The sequence below is a fragment of the Stappia indica genome (assembly GCF_009789575.1).
Taxonomy (GTDB): Bacteria; Pseudomonadota; Alphaproteobacteria; order Rhizobiales; family Stappiaceae; genus Stappia; species Stappia indica_A.
Genome location: NZ_CP046908.1, coordinates 4,529,937 through 4,554,199, shown reverse-complemented (window position 1 = coordinate 4,554,199; position 24,263 = coordinate 4,529,937). Strand labels below are relative to the sequence as shown.

16 protein-coding genes and 2 tRNA genes are annotated in these 24,263 nt (G+C 65.6%); 12 read left to right on the top strand and 6 right to left on the bottom strand.

Annotation, left to right across the window (positions count from 1 at the left end; all coding sequences use genetic code 11):
- Window positions 1–9: 9 nt before the first annotated feature.
- Window positions 10–372 carry a hypothetical protein gene (locus tag GH266_RS20895; protein WP_158195558.1) on the top strand — a complete coding sequence of 121 codons (363 nt, stop codon included), beginning with the start codon at window positions 10–12 and terminating at the stop codon, window positions 370–372.
- 128 nt (window positions 373–500) lie between these two features.
- Here the strand turns inward: GH266_RS20895 and GH266_RS20890 are convergent, their stop codons facing one another.
- From GH266_RS20890 to GH266_RS20875, 4 genes are all read right to left on the bottom strand, one after another.
- Window positions 501–2,624, bottom strand: coding sequence for an AfsR/SARP family transcriptional regulator (locus GH266_RS20890; RefSeq protein WP_158195557.1), 2,124 nt, complete (start codon window positions 2,622–2,624; stop codon window positions 501–503).
- A gap of 77 nt (window positions 2,625–2,701) precedes the next feature.
- The gene (locus GH266_RS20885) at window positions 2,702–4,084 is read right to left on the bottom strand and encodes a YcaO-like family protein (RefSeq protein ID WP_158195556.1); all 1,383 of its coding nucleotides are present in this window, start codon (window positions 4,082–4,084) and stop codon (window positions 2,702–2,704) included.
- A 919-nt stretch (window positions 4,085–5,003) separates the two neighbouring features.
- A complete protein-coding gene (locus tag GH266_RS20880) occupies window positions 5,004–6,428 on the bottom strand; it encodes a globin-coupled sensor protein (protein ID WP_158195555.1) in 1,425 nt (474 codons plus the stop codon).
- A gap of 486 nt (window positions 6,429–6,914) precedes the next feature.
- Window positions 6,915–6,989 (bottom strand) — tRNA-Gln (locus GH266_RS20875).
- Window positions 6,990–7,238: 249 nt separating this feature from the next.
- Between GH266_RS20875 and GH266_RS20870 the strand changes: the two genes are divergently transcribed.
- Window positions 7,239–7,315 (top strand) — tRNA-Pro (locus GH266_RS20870).
- Window positions 7,316–7,591: 276 nt separating this feature from the next.
- Here GH266_RS20870 and GH266_RS20865 read toward each other — a convergent pair.
- Together GH266_RS20865 and GH266_RS23535 are read right to left on the bottom strand one after the other, a co-directional pair.
- Entirely contained in the window at window positions 7,592–7,876 is a 285-nt protein-coding gene (locus GH266_RS20865; protein WP_158195554.1) for a hypothetical protein, read from the bottom strand.
- 1,218 nt (window positions 7,877–9,094) lie between these two features.
- Window positions 9,095–9,625 carry a hypothetical protein gene (locus tag GH266_RS23535; protein WP_244953727.1) on the bottom strand — a complete coding sequence of 177 codons (531 nt, stop codon included), beginning with the start codon at window positions 9,623–9,625 and terminating at the stop codon, window positions 9,095–9,097.
- A gap of 395 nt (window positions 9,626–10,020) precedes the next feature.
- Here GH266_RS23535 and GH266_RS20855 point away from each other — a divergent pair, with 395 nt between their 5' ends.
- The 10 genes from GH266_RS20855 to GH266_RS20810 are packed head-to-tail and all read left to right on the top strand — an operon-like array spanning window position 10,021 to window position 24,263.
- Window positions 10,021–11,241 carry an AAA family ATPase gene (locus GH266_RS20855; RefSeq protein ID WP_158195553.1) on the top strand — a complete coding sequence of 407 codons (1,221 nt, stop codon included), beginning with the start codon at window positions 10,021–10,023 and terminating at the stop codon, window positions 11,239–11,241.
- An 11-nt stretch (window positions 11,242–11,252) separates the two neighbouring features.
- Window positions 11,253–12,206: a DUF58 domain-containing protein gene (locus GH266_RS20850; protein ID WP_158195552.1), complete on the top strand. Its 954-nt coding sequence runs from the start codon at window positions 11,253–11,255 to the stop codon at window positions 12,204–12,206.
- Window positions 12,206–13,864, top strand: coding sequence for a hypothetical protein (locus tag GH266_RS20845; RefSeq protein ID WP_158195551.1), 1,659 nt, complete (start codon window positions 12,206–12,208; stop codon window positions 13,862–13,864). The genes GH266_RS20850 and GH266_RS20845 overlap by 1 nt, the downstream gene beginning before the upstream one ends.
- The gene (locus tag GH266_RS20840; protein WP_158195550.1) at window positions 13,861–16,515 is read left to right on the top strand and encodes a vWA domain-containing protein; all 2,655 of its coding nucleotides are present in this window, start codon (window positions 13,861–13,863) and stop codon (window positions 16,513–16,515) included. Before GH266_RS20845 ends, GH266_RS20840 begins: the two co-directional genes overlap by 4 nt.
- Window positions 16,512–17,474 carry a hypothetical protein gene (locus GH266_RS20835; RefSeq protein ID WP_158195549.1) on the top strand — a complete coding sequence of 321 codons (963 nt, stop codon included), beginning with the start codon at window positions 16,512–16,514 and terminating at the stop codon, window positions 17,472–17,474. Before GH266_RS20840 ends, GH266_RS20835 begins: the two co-directional genes overlap by 4 nt.
- Before the next feature lie 36 nt (window positions 17,475–17,510).
- The gene (locus GH266_RS20830; protein WP_158195548.1) at window positions 17,511–18,599 is read left to right on the top strand and encodes an AAA family ATPase; all 1,089 of its coding nucleotides are present in this window, start codon (window positions 17,511–17,513) and stop codon (window positions 18,597–18,599) included.
- Entirely contained in the window at window positions 18,596–20,212 is a 1,617-nt protein-coding gene (locus GH266_RS20825) for a hypothetical protein (RefSeq protein WP_158195547.1), read from the top strand. Before GH266_RS20830 ends, GH266_RS20825 begins: the two co-directional genes overlap by 4 nt.
- Window positions 20,205–22,370, top strand: a complete 2,166-nt coding sequence (locus GH266_RS20820; RefSeq protein ID WP_158195546.1) for a hypothetical protein — start codon at window positions 20,205–20,207, stop codon at window positions 22,368–22,370. The genes GH266_RS20825 and GH266_RS20820 overlap by 8 nt, the downstream gene beginning before the upstream one ends.
- Entirely contained in the window at window positions 22,363–22,974 is a 612-nt protein-coding gene (locus GH266_RS20815; protein ID WP_158195545.1) for a hypothetical protein, read from the top strand. The genes GH266_RS20820 and GH266_RS20815 overlap by 8 nt, the downstream gene beginning before the upstream one ends.
- On the top strand, window positions 22,971–24,263 hold the full coding sequence (locus tag GH266_RS20810; protein ID WP_158195544.1) for a hypothetical protein: 1,293 nt from the start codon (window positions 22,971–22,973) through the stop codon (window positions 24,261–24,263). The genes GH266_RS20815 and GH266_RS20810 overlap by 4 nt, the downstream gene beginning before the upstream one ends.

Genomic DNA, 24,263 nt, shown 5'->3' with positions numbered 1-24,263 from the left:
GGGCAATACATGACTGACGAACTCAAGAAGGTCGAGATCCACGATTATCAGGCCTTTGGCCAGTTGATCACCGAGTATGCCACGGGCGCAAAGCCCTGGCCGGAGACGCTGGAAGGCCTGAAGCAGGCCACCAAGGGCATCGCCACGATTCCCGATACCTACAAGGCCTTGCAGGTGATCCAGGCTTGCGAGGAAGTTCTGCTTCTGCGCCTGCCGCCGCGGCGCATGACCGAGGAGTCGCTGGCCAAGTACGGAGACGCATCGGCGAAAGACTACCCGCTGCCGGATTTCTACGCTCGCCAGGACGAGGTGAACGAGCACGACTTCTATCTCAGCCGCGTCGCCGACTACACGATCGCCGTGTGCACTTGAGTTTTCACCTTCAGGGGATGCCGAAGGGCCGCGATGTTTCGCGGCCCTTTTTTAAAGCTCGTCGCGATGTTTCGCGGCCCTTTTTTAAAGCTCGCCGCGATGTTTCGCGACCCCTGCCCCGCTGCCGGTCAGGGGCGGGAGGCGCCTTCGGGTGCCAGATCGGCAGGCAACACGATCCCCGCGGACGAAAGGCCTTCATGGATTTCGTCCCAGGTGCGCGGCGAGGAGATCGGGAAGCAGTTGCCGATCCAGCGGGCGATATCGGCATCGTCCGGCGGCTGCCGCAGCACCCAGCGATCGGTCACCCGCTGCTTGAGGTGGAGCGCCTGGGCGCGGGCCTCGTCCTTCTCCCCCGTCAGTGCGAGCGCGGCGACATACCATGCCTCGACGCCGAGATAGCCATCGCTGAGATAGCGGAAGGCGGCGATCGAGGCGGCATGGTCGCCGCACAGGCAGGTGATCCCGACGAAATAGCTCCAGTGCAGCGGCGAAGTCAGCAGGCCGTTCTCGCGGTGGCGGTAGGCAATGGCCAGCGCCTCCTTGCGATGGCCGTAATAGGCCAGCCCGTGCGCCGCCGATAGCGCCGTCCAGGGGTCGTTGTCGTTGAGCTCCAGTGCCTGGCGGTGCTGCGCCTCCGCCTGTTCGAACCGCCGCTGCAGCGCCAGGGTCCAGGCCGCGCACAGATAGCCGCGAGAATCGAAGGGATCGAGCGCCAGTGCCATGCGGGCGAGCCCGGCGGAGCGCTCCAGCGTTTCCGTCGTCTGGGCCTGACCGGGAAAGACGATGTGGCGAGAGTTGATGATCTGCGCCAAGCTCGAATAGGCAGGGCCGAAGCGCGGGTTGTCTTCGATCAGCCGGGCGAGAATCGCCTCGGCCTGGTGAGAATCCTCGATCTTCCACGTGTAGTGCAGTCGCTGGCCCATCAGAAGGCGGTCGTACTGGTCCAGCGAGGCATCGGGGATACGCGACATGTTGGCCAGCCGCTCGGCCGAGATGTTGACGTTCATCGCCATGGCGATCTCGGCGACCAGCATCGACTGCCGGGCAAACAGCTCGCCGATATCGACAGCCGAGTTGCGGCCCCAGACATAGGCGTTGGTGCGCGAGTTCTTCACCGTCACCGAATAGGAGACCGAGCGCTCCGCCCGCATGGCGCTGATCGAGACCCGGTAGATGGGAGCCGCCGAGCGCGACAGCTCTTCCGTCACCTCATCCGCGACGGACCACTCGCGGAAACGCACGAGCCGCGAAATCAGATCGTGGCGGAATACCTTGGCCAGACGAATATCCTGGTCCGCCTCGGTGATCTGGAGAATCTGGTCGACCACGATGACAGGATTGACGTGCTGGACTGCAGCCGCGGGCCGCTCGCCGGCCACCCTCACGCCCGCTGTCGCCGCAGGCGCGCGCTGCGCGGCGTCCTCGGCCAGACGCATGCGCTCCCGGCGCAGCCAGTCGGAGAACTTGCCGAGCTTGATGTCGACGATCAGCGACTGGGTCTCGTTGGAGGGCTGAGTGTCGAACTCGTCCTCCAGCACGTTCCACAGGTCCTCATAGGCCCGCAACGCGCCGGTATAGTCGCCCTGCACCGCGCGGGCAGTGATGAAGGCGCGGCAGGCCGGCTCGTGCGTCGGGTCGAGATTGAGCAGCGCCACCGCCGCCTGCTCCATGCGTTTCCAGTTGCCGCTGTCGAGCCGCACCATGGGCTCCAGCAGCCCCCGCAACTGATCGTGGAACTGCTGCCGACGCAGGCGCAGCCAGTTGTGGAACGGCTCTGCGAGCATCTCGCCGCCCTCGAAGAGCCGCTCCGACAGACGTTTTTCGATCAGCAGCCGCGCCGGAACCTCGCCGCCCTCGATGCCAAGCTCCTCCAGATCCATCGTCACGCGACCGAGATCCAGGCGAATGTTCATCTTGTCGCTGTCGAGACCGTCGAAACCGGCATCTTCGAGCGCCCGGCGCAGAATCAGCAGCGTCTGGCGCAACGAAGAGCGGGAGTGATGTTCGGAACTGTCCTGCCAGAACAGATTCGCCGCCATTTCCCGGGACAGACGGCCGTCGCCGGTCAGGCACAGGCGGACCAGCAGCCCTTCCGCCTTTCGCGAGCGGAACGACACCGGCTTGCCATCGACCAGGAAGCGCGGCACGCCCAATACGGCAACGAAAAGACGGGACCGCCCAGGGCCCGTGCCCCGCCCCTGTTCCGCGGCCTCGCGATTGCCCATGTCCTCCACGTCACCCTGCCCCTGCATGCTACGCCAGACCCCGCAGGATCCCGCCCCTGTTTCCAACGCCCTAAATCCTGGAAAAGGCCTGAAAGAAAACGCAGTCAGTAGAGCCGGACGCGGTCGCCGGGAAAACCGGCGGAGGGACGCAGCGCCCGCTGCCGCTGGAGCCGCGGCGTGGCCAGCGCACCGGGATCAGGTTGCAAACCCGGAACCAGCACGCGCACCACGCTTATACCCGGATCGGTACGGGTAAGGTCAATTGCCAGAACACGAAAATTTCGTTTGGCGAGTGCTGAAAGCGGCTCAATATCCCCGAGATCGTCGAGGGGCCCGTCACTGGCCCTGCCCTCTTCGCGGCTGGCGAGTGCTGGCGCCTCCGCCGGTTGCAGCACCTCCCAGTCGGGCTTCACCAGACTGCGCCGCGCAAGGTGCAACCTGTCCGTGTCATTCAGCTGTTTCTCGTCCGCTTCCGCGAGCTTGGCATCCACCACCCGGTCGGCCAGTTCCACCTGGGCCAGTTCGGTGAAGGCGGCGAGAACGGCCGCGGACAAGGTCGGGCGGGCCGCAAAGCCATAGGCAAAGCGCTTGCCCTGCCGGTCGACGGACAGGGCCGCGACCACCGGCACGCCGAGATCGCCGGTAAGATCGAGAAACCAGCTGACCCGAGCTTGGCATCCGCCCCGCCAGCGGGCGATCCGGCCGGCGACCTGCGGAGCGCAAAGCGTCTCCACCGGGATTGCCCGCCCGCGCCGGCCGCCGCGCCACCACAGGGCAACCGCATCGCGCTCGATCCATTCCAGCGCCGCATGCCGGCACGCCGCGTGAAAGCTGCGCCCGGCCGCCACGCCAAGACCGCGGGCGAACGGCACGGCATCGCCCTCGCGCCGGCGCCAGCACAGGCCGGCGGGAACCAGACCCTTGCGGCCGGTGGACAGATCGCGGGCGAGGACGCGCTCCAGCCGCCCCACGTCCTCCTGCTCCTGGTCGCCGCCCGCTGCGTCCGGCACCTGCGCTGGAGTCAGGCCGAGTGCAAGGCTCTCCGCTTCGCTCCAGAAGCTGGGATCGGCTGCGGGCAGGGCCGCACCTTCGCGGGGTTCGGAGCAAGGCGCCTGCATCATTTCGAACTGCGAGAGATATTCGACCGCTTCGCCGACACAGGCGCGAAACGCCTCAAGCCGTGTCTCACCGACGCCGGACACGGAGCCGCGAGCGCCCATGGCCGCCCCGAAAACGCTCGGCACCACCTCGGCTCCGAAGCAGAAGAGCCCCGGGGCATCCGGAAGGGACAATTCGAACAGGCGCTCCAGGCGTGCGGCAACGCCGATCAGGCGGGCAAGGTCACGGTCGCCGGACAAGCCTTCCGTTGCGCCTTCCGCCAGATAGGCGAGGAAATGACCAGCCGGTCCCGAGGGGTCGGGCAGGTCATCGCGCCTCTCCAGGTGTTCGGCCGCAAGGGTCAGTGCCCTACGGGTTTCGTCCCGCATGTGTCAGCCCCCGACTTTCGTTTGGTCGCTTCCGCTCCGTCGCTTCACGCCCTTTGCGGAAAAATCACGCAGAGATAACGCTAGCTGGTGTTGTATCGGAAAATCAATTGGATGGGGGTTCGCGCAGCCGGCTTTACCGGTATTCGGGCGGAATTCCATGCCACCCGGTTGATGGCCGTGCGGGCGCGTGATGCGGGACCGGACATAGAGGTTGCGGGCCCGTGGGAGGATCCGCGTAACCGCCGGCCGACTTCGGGTGGAATTGACGGACTCGAGTTTGACGAGTGCCCTTGTGACATCTCTCCGACGCGCCCACGGCGCGGCCCGGAACGGCAGTTCGCCCTGCCGGACAGATGTCGCAAGTCACAGCGGGCCGCCCGGAGCTTTTCAGGCTGCGGATCGCACGTGACCTAACTGGGCCGGATCGCAGGACGATCCGGCCCGTTTTTCCCGACCTGGTCCGGTTTTCGGCCCAGAGCGCGGGAGGGGGCAGCCAAGAACGGCTCCAGGAGCCACCGGAGCGCTGTTGGCGGCCGGGAACTGCAAGAACTCCTGCCGGGCCCCGGACCGGCGAGCTGAATTTCAACGACGCTTCGGCGTCCAAATCATTGGGCCTGGCGGCACAAATATACGAGAAGACCTAGTCCAGGGCTTTCAAACGTTCCCGCCCGTTCGCGCCTGCACGCGGACGGGCGGTTTCGTTTCCATCACGGCCGTTCATTCCCTTAGGCGCTCAGGCCCTCAGGCGCGCGGGCGGCTCCTTGCTGACTGGTGCCGTTCTCGCCCGCAAGGGGCGGGGCGTTTGCCGCCGCCCTCGTCCATCAAGGTCAGACCAAGAAAAGACCGGGCCCCGAAGTCGGCGGTGGTGCCTGGCCCTCTGGCCCTTCGCCGACCAGCCGCCTCTTCCGGCGCACCCCCGTCAGGCAGAACGGCGCGCGTCGGCGGTCCGGCCGGAGGGTGAACCGGATGCCGCCTTGCGATCGCCCTTGTCGGCACCGCGTTCCGTAGCCTGGCGAATTTCGCCGAAGAAGTCGCGGATCTGCCCGGAGATCTGGTCCGACTGGCCGCGCAGGTCGCCGGAGACGGACAGGAAGTCGCGCGCCGCGTCTTCCGTCTTCTCGATGGCCGCGTTCACGCCGGTCACGTTGCGGGTCAGCGTGACCGTGCCCTGGGCCGCGTGCTGGACGTTCATCGAGATCTCGCGGGTGGCGGCGCCCTGCTCTTCGATTGCAGCCGCGATCGTCGCCGTCAGCGTATCGATCTCGCCGACAGTCGAGGCAATGGAGCCGATCGTGTCGACCGCCCGCGTCGTCGCGGACTGGATCTCGGCGATCTGCTGGGCGATGTCTTCCGTCGCCTTGGAGGTCTGGCCGGCGAGACTCTTGACTTCCTGGGCGACGATGGCAAAGCCGCGCCCCGCATCGCCGGCCCGCGCAGCCTCGATGGTGGCGTTGAGCGCCAGCAGGTTGGTCTGCTCTGCGATCGCCTGGATCAGGCCGATGACATCGCCGATCTTCTGGGCCGTCACCGAGAGCAGGCCGACGTCGCGCGAGGCGCTGTCGGTGACCGCATTGGCACGGCGCGCGACATCGGAGGCGCCGGTGACCTGCCGGGCGATCTCTTCGATGGAACTCGCCAGCTCCTCGGCGGCCGAGGCGACGGTCTGAACGCTGGTGGAGGTCTGCTCGGACGCTGCGGAGGCGGACATGGCCTCGTCGGACGCGGCGCCGGCGACCGAAGACAGCGTATCGGCGCGCTTCTGCATCGTGTCGGCAGCCTTGTCGACGCTGGCCAGCGAGGTCTCGACCCTGCCCTTGAAACGGTCGATCGCCTCGGCAAGGCAGCTGGTGCGCGCCTCCTGCTCTTCCATCAGGATCTGCTGATAGGTGGAGATGGCGTAGTCGAGATCCAGAAGGACAGCCTTGTTGAGCGCCTGCAAGGCAGCCTGCGCCTTCGGCGGAGAGAAGCGGTGGCGCTTCAGCACCAGGGCGGTCAACTCATTGAGAACATACTGATATCCGGCGATGTACCACCGAGGCTCGAGGCCGATGCGGCTGTGCGCGCGGCCGATCCGGTTGATGCTGCTCTCATAGTCTTCGTCGAAGCGCGCATTGAACAGGCGCTGCCAGTGGGTCTTCTGGGCAGATTCCAGTGCCGCCTGACGGGTTCCAAGCAGGTCTTTAAGAGACGGCTCGGTCACGAGATGCTTGTAGAAACCAGCAAGAATACCTGGAAGTGACGGCTCGACCACCTTCCACAGGTCGCGCAACGTCTTCCTGGTCTCTTCGTCTATGCGCGCGAACTCCAGGCGCGTCCGCGAATTCCTGCTTCCCGCTCCCGACATGGGACTGTCCTTTCGATTTCACGCCGAAACTCCCCGGCGCGTTCAAAAGGATGGTGCGATTCTGTTTACAGAGGACTAATTCAGCCGAACAAAAGCGGTAATTACTTTGAAGTGCATGGAATTTTTTCCGAAATGCAGGCGAATCATCTAGCTGCATTTATAATACGACTGCCGTTTTCCGTACGAGATTCCACGTACCCCTACGTAAGAAAATGCGCGCGACTCAACCAGGACTTGAAACGTCCATCGGGCACTAAGTGCTGTGGTTGAGAGAAAATCGAGACGAATTTTGCAAAATTCCGTCTCAAAAATCCCGAAATTTGCGTCGCGTCTCGCAAACACCGCAAATTCCGCCAAAGGCCAGATCCGGCCGACGAACCGGACCGGTTATCCCCGCTCGCCCACATGAGAGTATGATCATGCCGGTCGATTCGAAACCAGGAACTTGGGAGGAGCCCGACAGGCAGATGAGGCGAGCGGAAGACTTGGCTGGGGCGGCAGGATTCGAACCTGCGCATGACGGTACCAAAAACCGCTGCCTTACCGCTTGGCTACGCCCCAAATCGCAGGCCGCCTGTATAGCGAGCGCGCCCGCGCCGCGCAAGCAGCCCCGTGCGCACGCGCACCGCAGCGCACCGCTTATCCGCGCCTCGGGCCGTCATCCACAGGCGGAAAGAAAAACCTTGCAAGGACAGGGTTGCGGAGGCCGATTGCCGGTGATATGAACCCGCCACACCACGGATGAGCCCCGGTCTCCCGGCCCGGAAAATCGCTCTCCACCCGACCGGCCACGCCGGCGGGACGAAGGTTCGGAGTGTAGCGCAGCCTGGTAGCGCACCTCGTTCGGGACGAGGGGGTCGCAGGTTCAAATCCTGCCACTCCGACCAACAATTTCAGATACTTAGCTGATCTGACTTTCCCCGCATGGGGTCACCCTGACAGTTATCCGGGCAGAAACCTGCTGAAAGCCTCTGCCGTGCTTCGGCACGCGCGAGTTCCTGGACAACTCCGGCCGATCGTTTGACCAGGATTGTCGATCATGCATATGATGCTGCCTCGGCAAGGGGCAGCTTGAGTGCGTGGCTGTGTCAACGGGAGAGCTCTTCGGGCCTGGGCACTTGCCGCGGAGCGAGGGATCTCTGCCGACGGCTCGGCCAGCGCAATCAGCGTGCGCCGAACATAGGAACTGTCATTGTTCCGAGTTGCAAAGGAGTGACTTTTACGCTCAACGCGGCTCGAATGCCTTCCAAAACAAGCATATTCATCCATTGGCAAATCTGATTATCGGCAGAACCGGGCGATTTGATCGCCCATGTGAAATCGCGAAGATTTTTGAGCGAAAAATCCGGTTCGAACTCCGTATCCCGCATCGCCGCGACAAAAATTACATTACTATCGACTGATTGGGACTGATTATTTTGGGGGGTTACATCTATGCCGTTTGACATGCTGCCCGATCATGCCGGGACCCCGGAAACGCCTCCCCCCCTCGGCGAACACCTGTTCATTGCGCCGCCACGGCGCCATCACGTCCGCGATCGGTGACGGACCAGCATTTCGAGACCCGTCTGTCGCGGGGACTGGAAGCCGTCAGCCGGCTGGGACATGCGATCCGGTCGCATGCAAACCACGTCGCAGACGTCTTCAAGCCGGCCGGACGACTGGGTCTGTGGGCCTTTCTCGTCCCTGTGCTGATCTGCATTGCCGCGTTTGTCAGCACCTGGATGCCGACCCTCCTGGGGGCGGCTTCGGCGCTCGCGCTCGCGGCTGGCGTGTTCGCGGGGCTGGCATCCGGCGTGTTGTTGCGACGCGCGCGCAAGCAATACGCCCTCGGCGCAAACGACCGCTGGGAACTGATCGGCACCGCCGCACGGGCACAATCCCTCCATTTTGGAGCGCATGGCCTGAGCTGGACCGCTATTGCCCTGGCCCTTGCCTGCGCCTCACGGCTGTCGCTCGGTAACACTCTCCCTGGCTCTCTCGCGCTGGGAGCGTGTCTGGGGGTCGCGACCGCCAGCTGCCTGGGCGGAGTGCGGCTGGAGCGCACCGCATACTGGTTCGTGGCCGCAAAGACGCCGCTCCTGCTGCTCCGCCCGGGGTGGCGAGCGGCACGCTATGGCCTGTGCGGTGCGGAGCGCTTGCGCGCCGCCCTTCGCGCGGATGGCGGCGACCTGGCGAGCCTGATCGCCATGTCCGGCCCCAGTTCCGCAACACGCACGGCCCTTCCGCTGCGTATCCGCGACTTCGGCAATTGCCCCGGCCGCACGCTCCTCGGCGAAACCTCCGTTCGTGGCCGAGCCTGTCCGCCCTTCGCCGGCCTTGGCGCCCTGGCAGGCCTTTTGGCCTTTCTTATGCTGCAGGTCGCACCGTTCGGCCTTGGCACCAACGAGCCCCTGCTCTTTTCTCCGTCTTCGAGCCCCGCGCCGGAGACGGAGAAAAAAACGCCGGAGCGCGACACGCTCGCCCCGGAACCCCAGAGCCCCCCATCCCCAACCGAACAGAACAACGACGCGGGCAACCAAGCCGGCGGCTCGCAGAGCCCGCAAGGACCGACGGAAACGCAGGGGCAGCCGAACCAGCAGAACGGAAGCGGTCAACAGGCGCAATCGGGACTGCAGAACAGCACCTCGCCCAACACCGGCTCCCAAGGTCAGGCGGCATCACAGTCAGTCCAGGACAATGCCTCTTCCGGAAAAGACGGTGGCCAGCAAGGCCAACAGGGCCAACAGGGTCAGCAGGGCCAACAGGGCCAGCAAGGCCAGCAGGGTCAACAGGGCCAGCAGGGCCAGCAGGGTCAGCAGGGTCAGCAGGGTCAGCAGGGCCAACAGGGCCAACAGGGTCAGCAGGGTCAGCAGGGCCAACAGGGTCAGCAGGGCCAGCAGGGCCAACAGGGCCAACAGGGCCAACAGGGTCAGCAGGGCCAGCAGGGCCAGCAGGGCCAACAGGGCCAACAGGGCCAACAGGGCCAACAGGGCCAACAGGGCCAACAGGGCCAGCAGGGCCAACAGGGTCAGCAAGGCCAGCAGGGCCAGCAGGGCCAACAGGGCCAGCAGGGTCAGCAGGGCCAACAGGGCCAGCAAGGCAGCGACGGGCCTTCCGACTCGAAAACAGACCAAGGCACCAGCGGATCCGGCCAGGGAGAAGGCCAGGGAGCCGACCAGGCGGGCGATCAGGGAGGCGATCAGGCGGCGCGCCAAGGGGCGGGCCAGGGAGCCGGCCAGGCAACGTCGCCCACGGCCGACGGCTCTCCCATGCCGCAACAGAGCGGGGACAGCCAGAGCAGCGGCGGCGACGACAACAGGACACCGGGTGCCGGAACCGGGCCTCTAGGCGCTCCGGCCAGAACCGATACGCCGATCATGCTTCAGCCCGGCGAGCAGACCCAGAGAGAGACCGACGATGGCTCCGCCCGGACACTGTCCGTCCGAGGTCCGCAACTTGCCGATCGCGGCGCACGGCCGACCGAAACGCTCGACATCAACACCCGCCAGCCGGAGACGGACCAGTCAACGGCTCGTGAACATCAGCCGCAGCAGGTCTTTCCAAGGTGGATGAACGACCTGCTGACCGGCAGAGGGAGGCAAGACACCCAATGAATCAACAAGATGCCGCGGACGCGATCCGATTCATGACCGCCATCGGGCAGAACGTGAAAGAAGTCGGCAAGATCATCGGCCAGGACGATGTCATCGACGGGCTGATTGTTGCACTGGTCACCAATGGACACGTCCTTCTGGAAAGCAATCCGGGTCTCGGCAAGACCTCGCTTGCGCGTGCCTTCGCCGAGGCCCTCAACCTGGGCGACCAGCACAAGCGCATCCAGTTCACGCCGGACCTATTGCCCTCCGACATCACCGGAACCGAGATCCCCAAGCCCAATGACAGCGGCGGCTTCAGGCTCGAATTCGTGCAAGGCCCGATCTTCTGCGACATCCTGCTTGCCGACGAGATCAACCGTGCGACGCCGAAAACCCAGGCAGCGATGCTGGAGGCAATGGCGGAAGGCCAGGTAACGGTGCTCGGAAAGCGGTGGCCGATCATCGACGACCACAAGATCGATCTCCGCGGCGTGACCGTCAGCGTGCGAAACCCCTTCATGGTGGTGGCTACACAGAATCCCATCGACCAGGAAGGCACCTATGAGTTGCCCGAAGCCCAGGCCGACCGGTTCCAGCTGAAGCTGCTGATGCAGCCGCCGGACACCGAGAACCTGGCGCATATCGTCCGCAAAGTCGCGATGGGAGGAAGGAAACGCCCGGAGACCGCCACTCCGGACGACAGGCGACAGCCGGGAGGCCCGGTGACCGGTTCTCGCGAGGAGAGCCTCTACAAGATAGACAAGGTCCGCCGGCTGATCATCGGCGCGCCGGTCGAAGACCATATTGTCGGCCACGCGACCAATATCGTTCAAGCGACCAATGGGCCGCGATACATTGCCGACACCATCGATCTCGGCGAAGGCAACCGGCGAGACCTGCAGACCTTCAGCGAGCGCTACATCGACATCCCGCTGGGCCCGCGTGCGGCAATCGCACTGGTCATGGTCGCCAAGGCACATGCGTTCCTGAGCACCGACCCGGTGCAGGCCGACCAGTGGCACGGACATCTGCCGAAATCGATCCGCCAGATGGCGCGCGGCGTTCTGCGCCATCGCCTCAAGCTCAAGCCAGAATGGCACGGCCATGCCCAAGCCGACTTCGGCTCCGCCGGACCCTTGACCACAGAAGATCTGCGCGACCGTGTGATTGATCGCCTCGTGAAGCTGACCGCCCCGCGGATCGGCCACTACGGCCGCTTCTTCGACGACCTGTGAGGCACTGGCCGGTGAGCGCGAACATCCCCCTGTCCCTGTCCGAACTGGAACGGATCCGCCTGAAAGCGCGCAAGCGCCTTCCGACATCCGGCACGGGATCGCTGGTCCGTCGCCGGCTGGGCCATTCGCTGGAGTTCCGGGAACATCGCGCCTACCAGCCGGGAGACGATATCCGCAATGTCGACTGGCGCGCTTCGGCCCGCTACGGATTGTCGACGGACTACCTCGTTCGCGCCTACGAGGCGGAGGAGCAATTCTGCCTGCTGGTCGGGGTCGATGTCAGGCCGACCATGCTTTTGCCGCGCGATGCCCCGAAGCTGCTCTTTGCCAGATGGACCCTGCTCTGCCTCGCCCATATTGCCGCACGCGAAGACATCAAGGCCGCCTTCGTGCCTCTCTACGGCCCGCCGGAAACGCGGGTGGAGTTTGCGGCCGGCACCGCAATCGTGGCTGCGGCCAATCGGTTTGCCGCGCGACTGGACCAGGTGGCCGCGTCCCCGGCTCCGCAGCCGGAGGCTCTCAACGCCTCGGCGATGGTGCGTAGCCTGCCTCAATCCTCGGCAACGATCCTGATATCCGATTTCTACATGGCGGAGCTTGGTCCTCTCATCACGCTCGTGCAGGAGGCGCGACGGGGTTTCCGCCAGGTGGTGCTGTGCGAGCTCGACACCTGGCCGGCCGAGCGCGCCCTGCTCGACGGCCAGATGGTGCGCCTGAGGGCTGTCGGCGGCGAGCCGGCCCGCGACGGCGACTTCGAACCCTCCGAGTCAGACCTCGACAAGGCCGCAAGAGCGATAGAAGAGCAGATGGAACGGCTTCGCGCCGCAACCAGGCTCGGCGGCGTCATTCACACCGGCTGGCGCGCCCCGGCGCAAACCCGGTCGACCGAGGCGCTCGCCGACGCTTTCCGGCAGTGGTTTGCGGATTTCGCCGAGGCCTGCGAACTGTTCGGGAGGCGCGGCTGATGCTGTGGACGTCCCTGGCGGGTGCAGCGCTGGCAGGGGCCATGGCGGTCCTGGTCATACGCTACATGCGCAAACCGAGGGTGCAGGACCTCGAGATTTCAGCCTTGCGGTTCTTGCCGCCTCTGTCGCCGGCACAACGCGACCGGGTGCAATGGCGGATCTCCGCCCCGCTTGCGAGTTGGCTGTTCTGGCTGCGTCTCGCCTGTCTCGGCCTGCTGCTGGCCATCGTCTTCGCCGACTGGCACCTGGTCCGCACAGGCCAAGACGCCCATCTGGGCCTGCGCATCGCCATAGACCGCAGCCCGAGCATGGCATTGGGCGAACCCAGCCGGCTCCAGCTCGCCCTCGTGCTTGCGCAGCAGCTGCAGCAGGATGCCCTAGCCAAAGGCGGCTGCGCGGAGGTCGCCTGGGTTCCGCCTATCTCCGCAAATGCCGGCGATGCTGGCGATGCCGGGCTGCGACTTTACGAGGACGGCATTCCGCTGGCGCAGATGATCGCGGCTTTCCGGCAGCCGGACCGTCAGGCCCTTCAGGGCCGCGCATCCTGCGCCTTCTCCCATGCCGTCATGATCAGCGATCTGCCGCGACCCGACCCCCAGCTCCTGACATCTGACGAGGAAAACGCGCCGCAATACCTGTGGCGCCAGGTGGGCGGGCCGGAAGCGAACACGGCGCTGCGCACGGCCGAATTCTCCATGCTGGCGGCACGCGAGGGATACGGCGTCCTGACGATCACGATCGATCAATACGGCTCGCCCGCAACTGTGCCGGAGCTCGAGGTCACGGGGCCGGACGGACGCTCGCTTTCGCCGCTGGAGCCGGTCGATCTGTCTCTGCGCGGGACGAAGCGCGTCGACTTCCCCGCCAGCAAGGCAGGCACCTACCTGGCCGAGCTGCGCGAAGCCGGCGGACTGTCGCTCGACAACCGGCTGCGCATCGATCTCAAGACGCTGGCATCGCTCAAGATCGGCTACGCGAACGCCCTGAACGACCCGCAATTGCGCGCCGTGCTGCCGCGTCTCGGCGCGCCCGCGGCGCCGGAAGAAAAGCCCGACATCGCCATCGCGCCCTATTCCCGGCAGGCAGATGACATGGCAACCAGCGGCATCTATCTCGCCGCCCAGGCAGCCGAGCCACAGGTTCTGGGCTATTTCGACCGCAACAGCCCATTGCTCGAGCTTGTCGACCTCGACCTGCTGGAAGAGATGCGGCCGGGCGGGGCGGTCGAGCTCCCGCAGGACTTCCGCCGGATCGCGGCGGCCGCCGGCAGCGGTCAGGCCGCGGCCTGGATCGCCGTGCGGGGCGGCACTGCCCCGGCCGTCCTGCTTCCCGCCCGCCCCGCGGCGACGGGCAACCGCGACCGCGACGAGCAACTCGCCAAGGCCTGGTGGGTGCTGTTCCTGAATGCCTATCGATATGTCACGGAAAGCCGGCTGGGCGATGTGACCGAGGCTTTCGTCGGCCCGGACGACACGCCGCTCGCGAATGTCGCATCCGAAAGCAACACATCGCAATTGCGCGGTGTGGATGATACGATCGACAGTATTCAACCCACAACCCGGGCCGCGCCCCGAAACTGGTTGTGGTGGCCATGGCTTGCCTGCGTCGCGACGCTGCTTTTTTTGTTCGAACGTATTGTGGGGCTTAGAAGAAATTGATTTCGCCGGAAGCCTGCGATCTTCTTTCACTCTGGAATCCGGGAAACGGATGGCAGGTGGAATGCCGTGCGGATTGGCTCCCGTCGGTGCTGGCCACGCTTGCCGCCATCGGGCTGTTTGCCACCTTCGCATTCTGGGTCCTTCGCAAGCTGGTCCTCGACATTCGTACCAAGGGCCGCCTGCAGGCCGGGGCCTGGATCGCGACCGCCCTGAGCCTGCCGGCCGCCGGGCTGATCGTGTCGATGGCGGCGGGCGCGCCTGTGCTGGTGCGCAACGACAGTCCGCCCGGCAGCCACGTCATCGTCGTGATCGACATCTCCGAGAGCACGCTTCGCCGGACCGAGGCCCGCCAAAGCGCCCTGGCGCGGGTGGAGGCCTATCTCGAGCGCCTGTCCAGGGACACCGAGCGGGAGGTTGCCGTCTCGCTGATCGCCTTCGCCGACGGCGCACGGACGATCGCCAACCGCATCCCCCCCGGCGAGGCGCTCGGCCCTCTGGGGAGCGCCATCGCACAGGCGTCGCTGCCCGCCGGCGCAAGCACGATAGGCGATGCCCTGCGCGAGGCCGCGGGCGTTGCCGCGCAAAGCCCCGACAGCGATATCATCGTCCTTCTGAGCGACGGCAACGACACCGCCACGGATCTGGCGACCCTGGCCGCAACGCCGGGCGCGGCCACGACCGCGATCTTTCCGATCGCGATCAATGCGGGAATGCCGGCGGAGGGCATCGTCTCCGCCTATCTGCCGGCCGAAATCCAGGCCGGAGCACAACCGCGCATGCGCGTGGTGTTCGACCCGGGCGAAGGCAACGAAGACACGGCGCGGCAGTGGGGCCTCACCCTGTCGCGCAACGGACAAGCAATCGAAACCGACCGGCCTCAGGTCACCCTGGACAGTGCCCTACACCAGATGCGCCTGCCGGTGCGCTTCGACGGCCGCGGCGTGCAATACGCCGAAGTCGGCTACACGTCCCAAAGCCAGGTCTACCGGCAGCGCCTTCTCACCCTGGTGAAGTCTCCGCTCCGGATCCTTGCCTATGGCGAGGCCGGCTTCCTCGACGTCCTGCCGAAGGACCGCTTCGACGTGACCCGAAGCTCCCCGGGCGCAGAAGTCGATTTCCATGACTTCGATGTCGTCGTCCTCGGCGAAATCGACGCGAAACAACTGCCCGCGACCACGCTGGAACGCATGGCGAGCGGCATTGGCTCAAGCGGGCTCGGTCTGCTGCTGGTGAACGGGCCGATGCGCGGCAGCGCAGAAGAGCCCACCGTCGTGCAGAGCTACAAGGACACATCCCTCGACGATCTGTTGCCGGTTTCGGCAGACCCGCGCTTCCTGATCGACGAGCCCCCGCCGCGCGACGTGATCGTGATGGTCGACACGTCCGGCTCCATGGGCAGCTCAGGTGTCGAAGCCGCCCGGCAGGCGATCACCAACATCATAGGCTACATGCGGCCGGTCGACAGGATTCAGGTCATCACCTTCGACCTGAATTCCCCCGGCTGGATACACACGGATGCCACCGGCAAGGCGCGCGTCTCCCAATTCCTCGGCAGCTTGGGCGTCGGCGGGCGTTCGGACGCATCATCCGCCTTCGAGCAGGCCGCACGCCAGGCGCGCAACTACACGGCAGTGTTCCTCATCACCGACGGAGATATCGTCGACTACGACTATGCCAAGGATGGCATGTCTTTCATTTATCTCGAATACGGCTCGGCCTCCTCCCCCGCCAACGCGCAGATCGCAAGCGCAGCCTTGCAGTCGGAAATGCTGAACCCCCATCGCGGCATTCAGTACAAGCTGGAGTTTTTCGAGCCCGAGGAGCGAACCGAGTATTTTCTGCCCGATCCGATACAGCCCCTGCTGGTGAAACCACTGGACGGCATCGCCGAAGGTATCGAGACGCCGGGTGTCGCGCTCAGCTACGCCCGCATCGACGCGGACCGCGTTCTCATCCGCAACAAGGGGGCCGGCGAACCCGTGCTGGCCTTCCGCGACGCAGGCTCGACCGGTGGCGGACGCACGGGAGCCTTCCTGTCGCGGTTCGGCCCAGCCTGGACGGGAACCGAGGCGGGCCGCTCGGCCCTGGAGGCGACGGTCGCCCATCTTGCGCGCTGGTCGAAGCGGGATCGCTACGACATTCGCCTCGAAGACCTGGGCACATCGCTCGCCGTCTCGATCACGATTCTCGACGGCGACAACGGCGCCTCGCTGCCTGAAACGCTGAGCGGAACAGTGAGCGTCCACAATGCTGTACAGAACCTCGCCCTCACGCGTGCGCCCGGCCGGACGGGCGTCTTCCGGGGGCGCATCGACCTTCCCTCAAGCGAGGGGCCTGCCCCCCATCCGGGTCTCCTGACCCTGCAGGAGGGCGGCAGCGGCGCCTTGCCGGACAAGCAGATGATCCCGGTGCTGCTGCCTGGGGCCTCCCGCTCCGCCACCGGCCTGCATGAGGCCGCCTCGAGCGGCATCAACACCGCGGGCCTGATGGCGCTCGCCGCCAATTCCGGCGGCGCCTATGACGCATTGCCCGACACCGAGGCGCGACGTCTTGCTGCGGAAGTTCCGCCAAGACCGCTGCATCTGCCCCTGCTGGCCCTTGCCGGTGTCTTTTTCGCCGTCGCGATGCTGGGCAAGGAGCTCAAGCTGTGAGGCTTCTCCCGACGACCCGGCAGCCCTCATCCGTGCCGCCGCTGCGAGAGAGCGAATGGGCCCCGCAGGTCGACCGCCAGCGTCTGCAGGAACAGGACGCACTCGCCCTGCTGCGCGGCCTTGCAGAAAGATCGATACGCTATCTCTACGACGGCGCAGAGCAGCCGGCCCTGGACAAGAAACAGACACACCTGCTGCGCCCCCTGACAGGTCGCACCGCATGGACACAGAAGGACCGTAGATACGCGGCGTCGGCGATCCGCGAGCCGATCCAGCTGTCCGATCCGCCGGACGACCTCGGGACCAGCGAGGTCACGGTTCTCACGATCGCCTCCACACGCCCCCGGAGCTGGCTCTCGCGCAGGCTTGCCAGACTGCGGGCCTCCCGCGCAGCGCTGCTGCACGGCGATCAGTTCTTGCCGGTTTTCCTGGAAGCGGCCTGGTCGGATCCTGCGCTCAGCTACGAACTGATGAAGCAGGTCAGGATCCGCTGGCGTGCCGCCACGCTGTTCCATCCCGACGAGCCCGACTGGCCGGCCTCGCTGTCGCCGGCAACCTTTCATTTTCTCGTGGCGATCGCCGTCCGCCGGCCCGCCCCCTCGCTCCTTGCCTTTCCCCTGGAGCGCGCTCAACGCCGTTTCGCGGAGGTGCTGGACAAAGGCCTCCCTGCGGCGGCCGGCCGCCTGGCGGAACGGTCGGAAACCGAACAGCTCATCGTACTCGACGCGGCACATCGCGTTGCCGGCAACAGCAAATCAAATGCGCAAAAGCTGGCAGAACAACTTCCCGCTGCCAAACACAGCCCATACACCTTACCTGAAGTCACAGGGTCGGAAGACGCAGGGCAGGACACACAAGCGCCAGCGGGCGAAGCAGATCATGAGGCCGCCGCGCAGACCGAGGTGCGGAATACAAACCCTGCATCCTTTATCCAGCGGCTCAAGAGACAGCAATTATAGGGCGCTCCAGGCGCGATTTTCGAGGATACCCATTCTATGTTTTCCAAGAAGGCATTGGCAGAACTCCTTGATAAGCACAGCGAATTCTTCAAGGACCTGGTCGCGGCGAAGACCCACCTGAACGGGCGGTTTTTCGGGCTCTCGGAAGAGATCCACTGCCTCGTGCTTGCAGTGGCATCCGGTGAATCCATGCTGCTGATCGGCCCGCCCGGCACCGCGAAATCGCGTCTGATCCGCGCCTTCACCCATTTCGCGGGCCTGATCGGAAAAGACGACATCGTCTCTCCCGGGAAGGCCGAAAAGTCCCAGGGGCTCACGAAACTGAAACGGGAAGACCGGTATTTCGAATACCTTCTGACCCCTTTCACCGAACCGAACGAACTGTTCGGCTATTTCGACATCGGCAAGCTGATGTCGGAACAAAAGGCGGGCGGCAAACTGGAGCGCCTGCACCAGGGAATGATGCAGCACGCTGAGGTGGTGTTCCTCGACGAAGTCTTCAACGCCTCGAGCGCAATCCTCAATTCGCTGCTGACATTCGTCAATGAACGCAAGTTCCACGACCGCGGCGATTCCTACGCGGTGAAGCTGTCGTGCCTGTTCGGCGCCACCAACTACCCGCCTCGCAAACCGGAACTGATGGCCATCTACGACCGCTTCCTGCTGCGCAGCTGGGTCGACAATGCCCGCGCCCGGACAACCGAGTTCGGCGAGTTGTTGCAGGCCGGCTGGAAGGAGACCAACGCGGCCGAGGCAGAGGTCACCAGACCGCAGCTGCTCAACCGTGCGGAAGCCTTCCAAAGGGACGTGCGCGCGATGAGTGCCGATGGACGCCTGGCCTTCGACCTTCAGGACGACGCGGTCAACCTGATGATGGCGCGCCTGGCCGATATCGCAGCCCAGGCGCGGCGGGAGCACTTCTCTCTGGTTTCCAACCGGCGCCTCGTGCGGTTCTCGAAAATCTTCCTCATCAACGCGCTGCTGCGTGCCGCGGAAGCCGACAAGAGCGCACCCGAGATCACGGTTCACGAAGACCTGGCGGTGTTCATTCGCTTCGGGCTCGACCGGGAAATCGATCCGCAACAGAGGAATAGCCTCGAGTCCCTTCTGGTCGGCAAGAAATGAAAGTCGAAGTCCAGTTCGTGGGTGCAGCGCAAGCACGACGGCTCAACGAAGCAGCGCTGCACGACAGAGAGGAGGCCCGCATACGCGATGCCCTCAATCTGTTGCGCGTGTTTCACGACCGCCATATCGGCCTGCCGCCCGAGCTCGCCAACGAGCTCTCGGCCGCGTTTCCCCCGCATGGGTCGCCCGATGCCGAAGCCGGGTTGAGGGGCGCCATCTATGCGCGGCTCCTGCAGGCAATCGGTGTCGATCCCAAGCTTGTCCGCGACCCGCGCCACTTCGACATCCTGCCACGGCAGATCATCGTGCATGACTGCCTGCTTCCCCTTGCCGCGCTTGCGGTAGAGGCGATCGGCCGGACCCTGCTTTTCTGCGAGGACGACGATCTGCCGGAGATAGAACCTCATGCCTATGAGAACTATCTGCAGGCCTTCCGCGCCGCGCTCGAAACGCTCTGTGCGACCAGCGCTCCGGACGCGGAAACGACATCGATCGATATCTTCTGGGAACGCGCGGCCGTGAAGCTGTGGGCGGCCGTCCGCAGGCAAAGGCGCGCCGGCGCCCCCCTTGAAGGAGGCAGCCTGCAGATGGCCGAGCCGGACGGAATGGTCCTGCGCTTCGTCTACGGCCTCAAGCCCGAGCCCAGGATCGGCGCCGATCCGCGGCGGATACGGCCGATAATGGCCGACGAGCAGAATCCGCAATTCACGTATCCTCGCCAGGGGGGCGTGGTCGACATCCACTCCACGCGCCGGCCGGAGGATATCGACGACTTCCTGATCAGCGAGTTCATGTGGCCGCCAGCCATCCTCGCGGACCGGCTGCTCAACGGCTCCAACCTGGCAAAGCATCGGCCGCCGCCCTTCGACGAGCGACGCCAGATACTCGTCGTCGGAGCCAGCGTCGACGAACCGGTCACGCCGCCACTCGCCATCGCCCGGGTGGCCTGGCTCGACGCATTGTTCCGGTTCTCGATCATGCTGCACAAGAGCAATCTGCGCCGGTCCCAATTGCGCTTCGGGCAATGGCTCCCCGGCTCCGGCATCGCCCACAGCGCGCTCTCGGTCGCCGACTATCCGCAGCTCGGCAAGTTCGATTTCAAGAGCGTCGGCCGCTTGCAGATGTGCGGTTTCTTCCGCGACGCCGGCTGGCTCCCCGGCTTCGTCGCCACCCGGCCGCAACACACCCTCGCCGCCGACAGCCCGGCAGTTGCCAGCGGCGACGACGAAAGAACCCGCCGGTTCAACCTCCTGATGGAGAAGGTCGCCCCCGAGCTCAGCATGTTCGGCGCGGAAAGCGCCGGCGGCGACGGCGTCGACCTCAACCTGGCGCTGGTGACCGTCTTTACCGCCGGTGACGACCGCCACGACGACTTCGCCTGGCATTCCCGCCTCGGCAACCCGGCCCTGCCGGTCCACAGCCTGCGTGTCCACTGCCCTGAAGCCCTCCAGCCGGGGAGCAGCTTCACGCTCGAATGCCACCCGGCCAATTCGCGCCTCAGCACGACCGTTTCCCTGCCGTCCACCGCACTGGACAAGGCCGCGCTCGAACAACTCTCCGCCACCTTGTGCGAACGGATCTTCGAATTTCTGTGGGAGGACATGATTGGCTAAGCATCTCCTTTCCCGCTTTCCGGCGATGACGCCGGCCATGGCCTTGCGGGTCCTCGACCAGGCCCTGTCGCACGACAGCAAGGATCTGATCCGACGCACCGCGCTGACCGTGGACACGGCCGGCAATGCAATGATCTCGGTCCTGACCGAGCATACCCGGCCCAACAGTCCACCCGACGAGGCGTTCGAAGGGCGGCTGTATGCCGCGTACAATGCGCAAATGGAAAACCGGACCGCCGGCCGCAGCCTGCCGGCGGATCTCCTGGGCCTCCCCCTGGTGGACGACGTCGAGGAGCAGGACCTGCTCGTCGGCGTGGCAGGGGTGCTCGCGCAGGCAATCGTCGACGCCAACAAGCCGAGTTTTTCCTCTGCAGCGGAGACCGCGCAGGAGACGAACGCCGAGCCGATCCGCGATACCCACTACGTCATCAGCAAGCGGGACAGCCTGCCGGAAATCGCAAGCGACCTTGCCCGTATCGAATGGCGATCGACGGGCATTCGACTGGGCGGGTCGGACGGCCAGCGAACGATTGCCTGTGTCGGCGTCGATCCCCAGAGCGGCGCCACGCAAGACCTGGCCGCTCTCCATCCCGAATTCTATGAAGACGGCGTGGAGATCTACCTGCCCTATCGCTGCGATTTCGGCCGGCTCCTGTTGCGCCCGGGGCCGGCGCTGCCGGTCGACTTGCGAATTCCCGCCGCCCGGCTGATCGGCCTGCTGCTGTCTTTGCGGGACGAAGGGGCGGGCGAGCACCTGCTCGCCCTGGACTGGGACGCAGACGAGGGCACGATCTCGTCCGTCGACGTCCTCCTCGCCAGGGAGCCCGACCGCGACGTCATCCCGGTGACCACCACGCAGCAGAATGGCGGGCCGCCCAAGCTGATCGACATTCGCCGGATCGAGCTGACGGCCGACGAGGAGACGACCGGCCGGCTGATCCGCCTGATGGAACAGCATGCGGAAGACATCGGCTACCGCCTGGAACTGCAGCCGCTGCCGGGCTATGCGGAGAGCGGCGACGAACTCGCCGATGTACAGCGGCAGATCGAGGAGCTGGAAGTCCGGCGGGCCTACCTGCTGGGAGAGGAGGAGGCAGACTGGCGGCTGCTCCGTTTTCCCGCACAGGGGATCGGGGCGATGGTCGATTTCCTGCGCCGCTTCCCGCTGCATATCGCCGACGAACATCGCATCAAGTATGCCTTTCACGCCACCGGCCAGGATGTCGCCGGCGTGCATTACCTCCTGTACCAGCTGCGCGATATCGGCGTGGAGCCGCCCTATCCCGAGGCCTATTGGCAGCTCCAGGCCAAAACCGGCACGATCGCCCATCGGCTCGACCCGCTGTTCGCTCAGTTCGCGGCCTCGAGACAGGCCAGCAGCCTGGTCTTCACGCCGCGCGACATGACCGTGGTCCCCGGCTTCCGCTCGACGATCAGCAACGTGGACAGTTACCTGCGCAACGGTTTCGGCGGCCTGCTCGGACTGAAGGACGCCTTTGCCGACCCCGACGCACCCGATGGCGCAAACGCAGACGCCGCCGACAAAATCAGGCGGCCCATCTATGTCCTGGGCGAGACGCTGACCGGCGACGTGCGGCTTGAAATCCTGGACGGCGACGCCTTTCAGCCGATCGGGCGCGTCGTGCCCTTCATCAACGACAATCTCGAGCTGTCGCACCGCATCGACATGGAAGAGTTCATCAGCTCCGGTGCCGCCAAGTACTGGCGCAAGGAACGGCTCGATGCGCTGGACCAGATCAGCGCCACGGCCTTCGACCAGTTCGAAGAGCGCATGCGCGCCATCGAAACGGATCTCGGGCGGCAGACCACGCAGATCTATGAAACCCTCTCCGACGAGGTCGATGCAGTCCGCAATCGCATGGGGAGCCTGCTGGCCTTCGTGGAGGAACTGTCGGAACGCGCCGCCCTGATCGAGAAGATTGCCGCCGACGCGATCGTCGATGCCGGCAAGGTGGAAGCCGAAGTGGATGAGCTGCCGGCACGGTTCGCGGAACTGAACATAACCCGGCGACAGGTCGGCGAGGCCGTCGTCGATCAATCCGCAAGGTCCCGCGCCTTCACAGACCTAACGACCAACCGCATCGCGCAGCTGCGGAGCGACATTGCAGCCCTCAGGAAGGCTCTGGCCGATGACTGACGATGCAACCGCCGCCGCCACCGATACCGGTTTCGCCAGGACCGCCCGGCTGCGGCGCCACATGGACGAGACGATGGCACCAGGCTTCGGCGAGACCGATACCGCCGCCGCGCAAATGGAGGCTTTTGCCGCGTCGCTTTCAGGAAAAGCCACACGCATTCATGCACATGCCTCGGCATTCCTCGACGAGCAGCGCACACCGGTCGAGCGCGTCGCGGCACGTCTTGCAGAACTGGAGCGGGAGCAACGCAGCAGGCAGCTTCAGTCGCAAACATACATCCTTGCCTTGCGGCTCACCCGGGCCCGGCTGTGGATCCGGCTGATGCGGCGGCGCTACTGGAAGCTGCTGGCCGCGGTGCTGGCGGCGGCCGGCATTGTCTGGCTCGCGGCGCGCTACGGTCCGCCGGCCTATGCCTACCTCGCCGAGACGATCGCGGAGATCGGCACATTTTCCGGCAACCAGCAGGAGGACGCCCCTGCGGACGGCCCGGCAAATCCCCCGAAGTCGGGCGCCGGCGGCGTCGCGCCCGGTAGCGGCGACGGCCTGAATTCCGCGCCGCAGCCCGCATCCCCCGCATCGCCGACAGACGAGGCCGGGCAATGACAGAGTTCACGGGAAAGCAGGCCCTGCGGAACCGGGAGGACGTGTCCGGAATATCCTCCGCTCTGCTGCGCAAGATCCCCACCCCGCAGGACGATCGGCCGTTGGGCCGGCGCCTGCTGTATCTGCTGGCGGCCGCCAGCTGCAGCATCGGCTTCGTCATGATGACGCTGACCCGCAGCTGGCCCGATGTCTGGGTATCCCGGCTCATCTACCAAGCACATGACGCGATCTACCTCCCTCTCAAGGGAACCTTGTGGACCGCCTGGTTCCCCTGGAGCCTTGCCGTCTGGATTCCGTTGGCGGCCATCGCCGCGTATGCGGCGGCGAGCTGGGTCACCGGCGCCGATCCCCTGCGCCGCGTTCAACGGCACATCATTCTGCGGATCGCCACCGCGGGAGCATCCTCCACAAAACCCGAGACGACCAGAGGTGCCGACTGGCTGGCGCGTATCGCTGCGGCAGGGCGACCGTTCGGGCTCGGAACCGCCTATCTGCACTCGGTGGTCGATCACGCACGGGCGGAGGAACTGGACCATATCGAGGCGGCTGCGCTGGCCGGAGAAAGCCCGGCGCCGGACCGACTGTCGCGGGCACTCGCCCTCATCGACGCCGACCTGCTGGTCGGCCTTGCGACGCGCCGCAAGCGGCTGGAAACCCAGTTGCTGCATACGGTCTTCGATCTCGCCCTCCTCTCCCATGTCGAGAGGTCCAGGGACGGGCCGGTCCATCACCGGATCGCCCGCGTCCTCGCCATGCTCGACCGGTCCGGCGGCTTCACGCGATTGCGGGATGCCGGGAAGGCCGCGGCGCCAGGGCACGAGGATGGCGCAGACCCGCTCCGTGCCCTGTACGAGGCACAGCCCCCCGCGCGCCATCTGGGCGAGATCGACCACCGGCTCGCCGCCCTCCACGACCTGGTGGCGGCCAGCGGCCCGAGAAAACCCGCGGCCGAACTTCCCGAGTCTCCCGAGCTCTTCGCCGACATGGTTCTGGGATCCATGGCCTTCGGGCTGTTCAGTCCTCCAAGGCCCCAATGGGCCGTGCTCGCCACGGAAGCGCTCGATGCGATCGAAACCACATGGACAGGCCTGGTCCTGTCCGACCGGTCGACGCCTCACGCCCATGCCCTCGCCCGGGCGATCGAGCGCTCGAGGCTGCGAACCTGCAGATACCTGATCCAGTGCCGCTGGGCCTCCGAAGTTCCGGCGATGGCCGTTCCGCTCTGGCCGGACCGGAGCCGTCTGTTTTGGTCGTTGGAAGGCGACATGCTCGCCGCGGGGGCCGGTTGA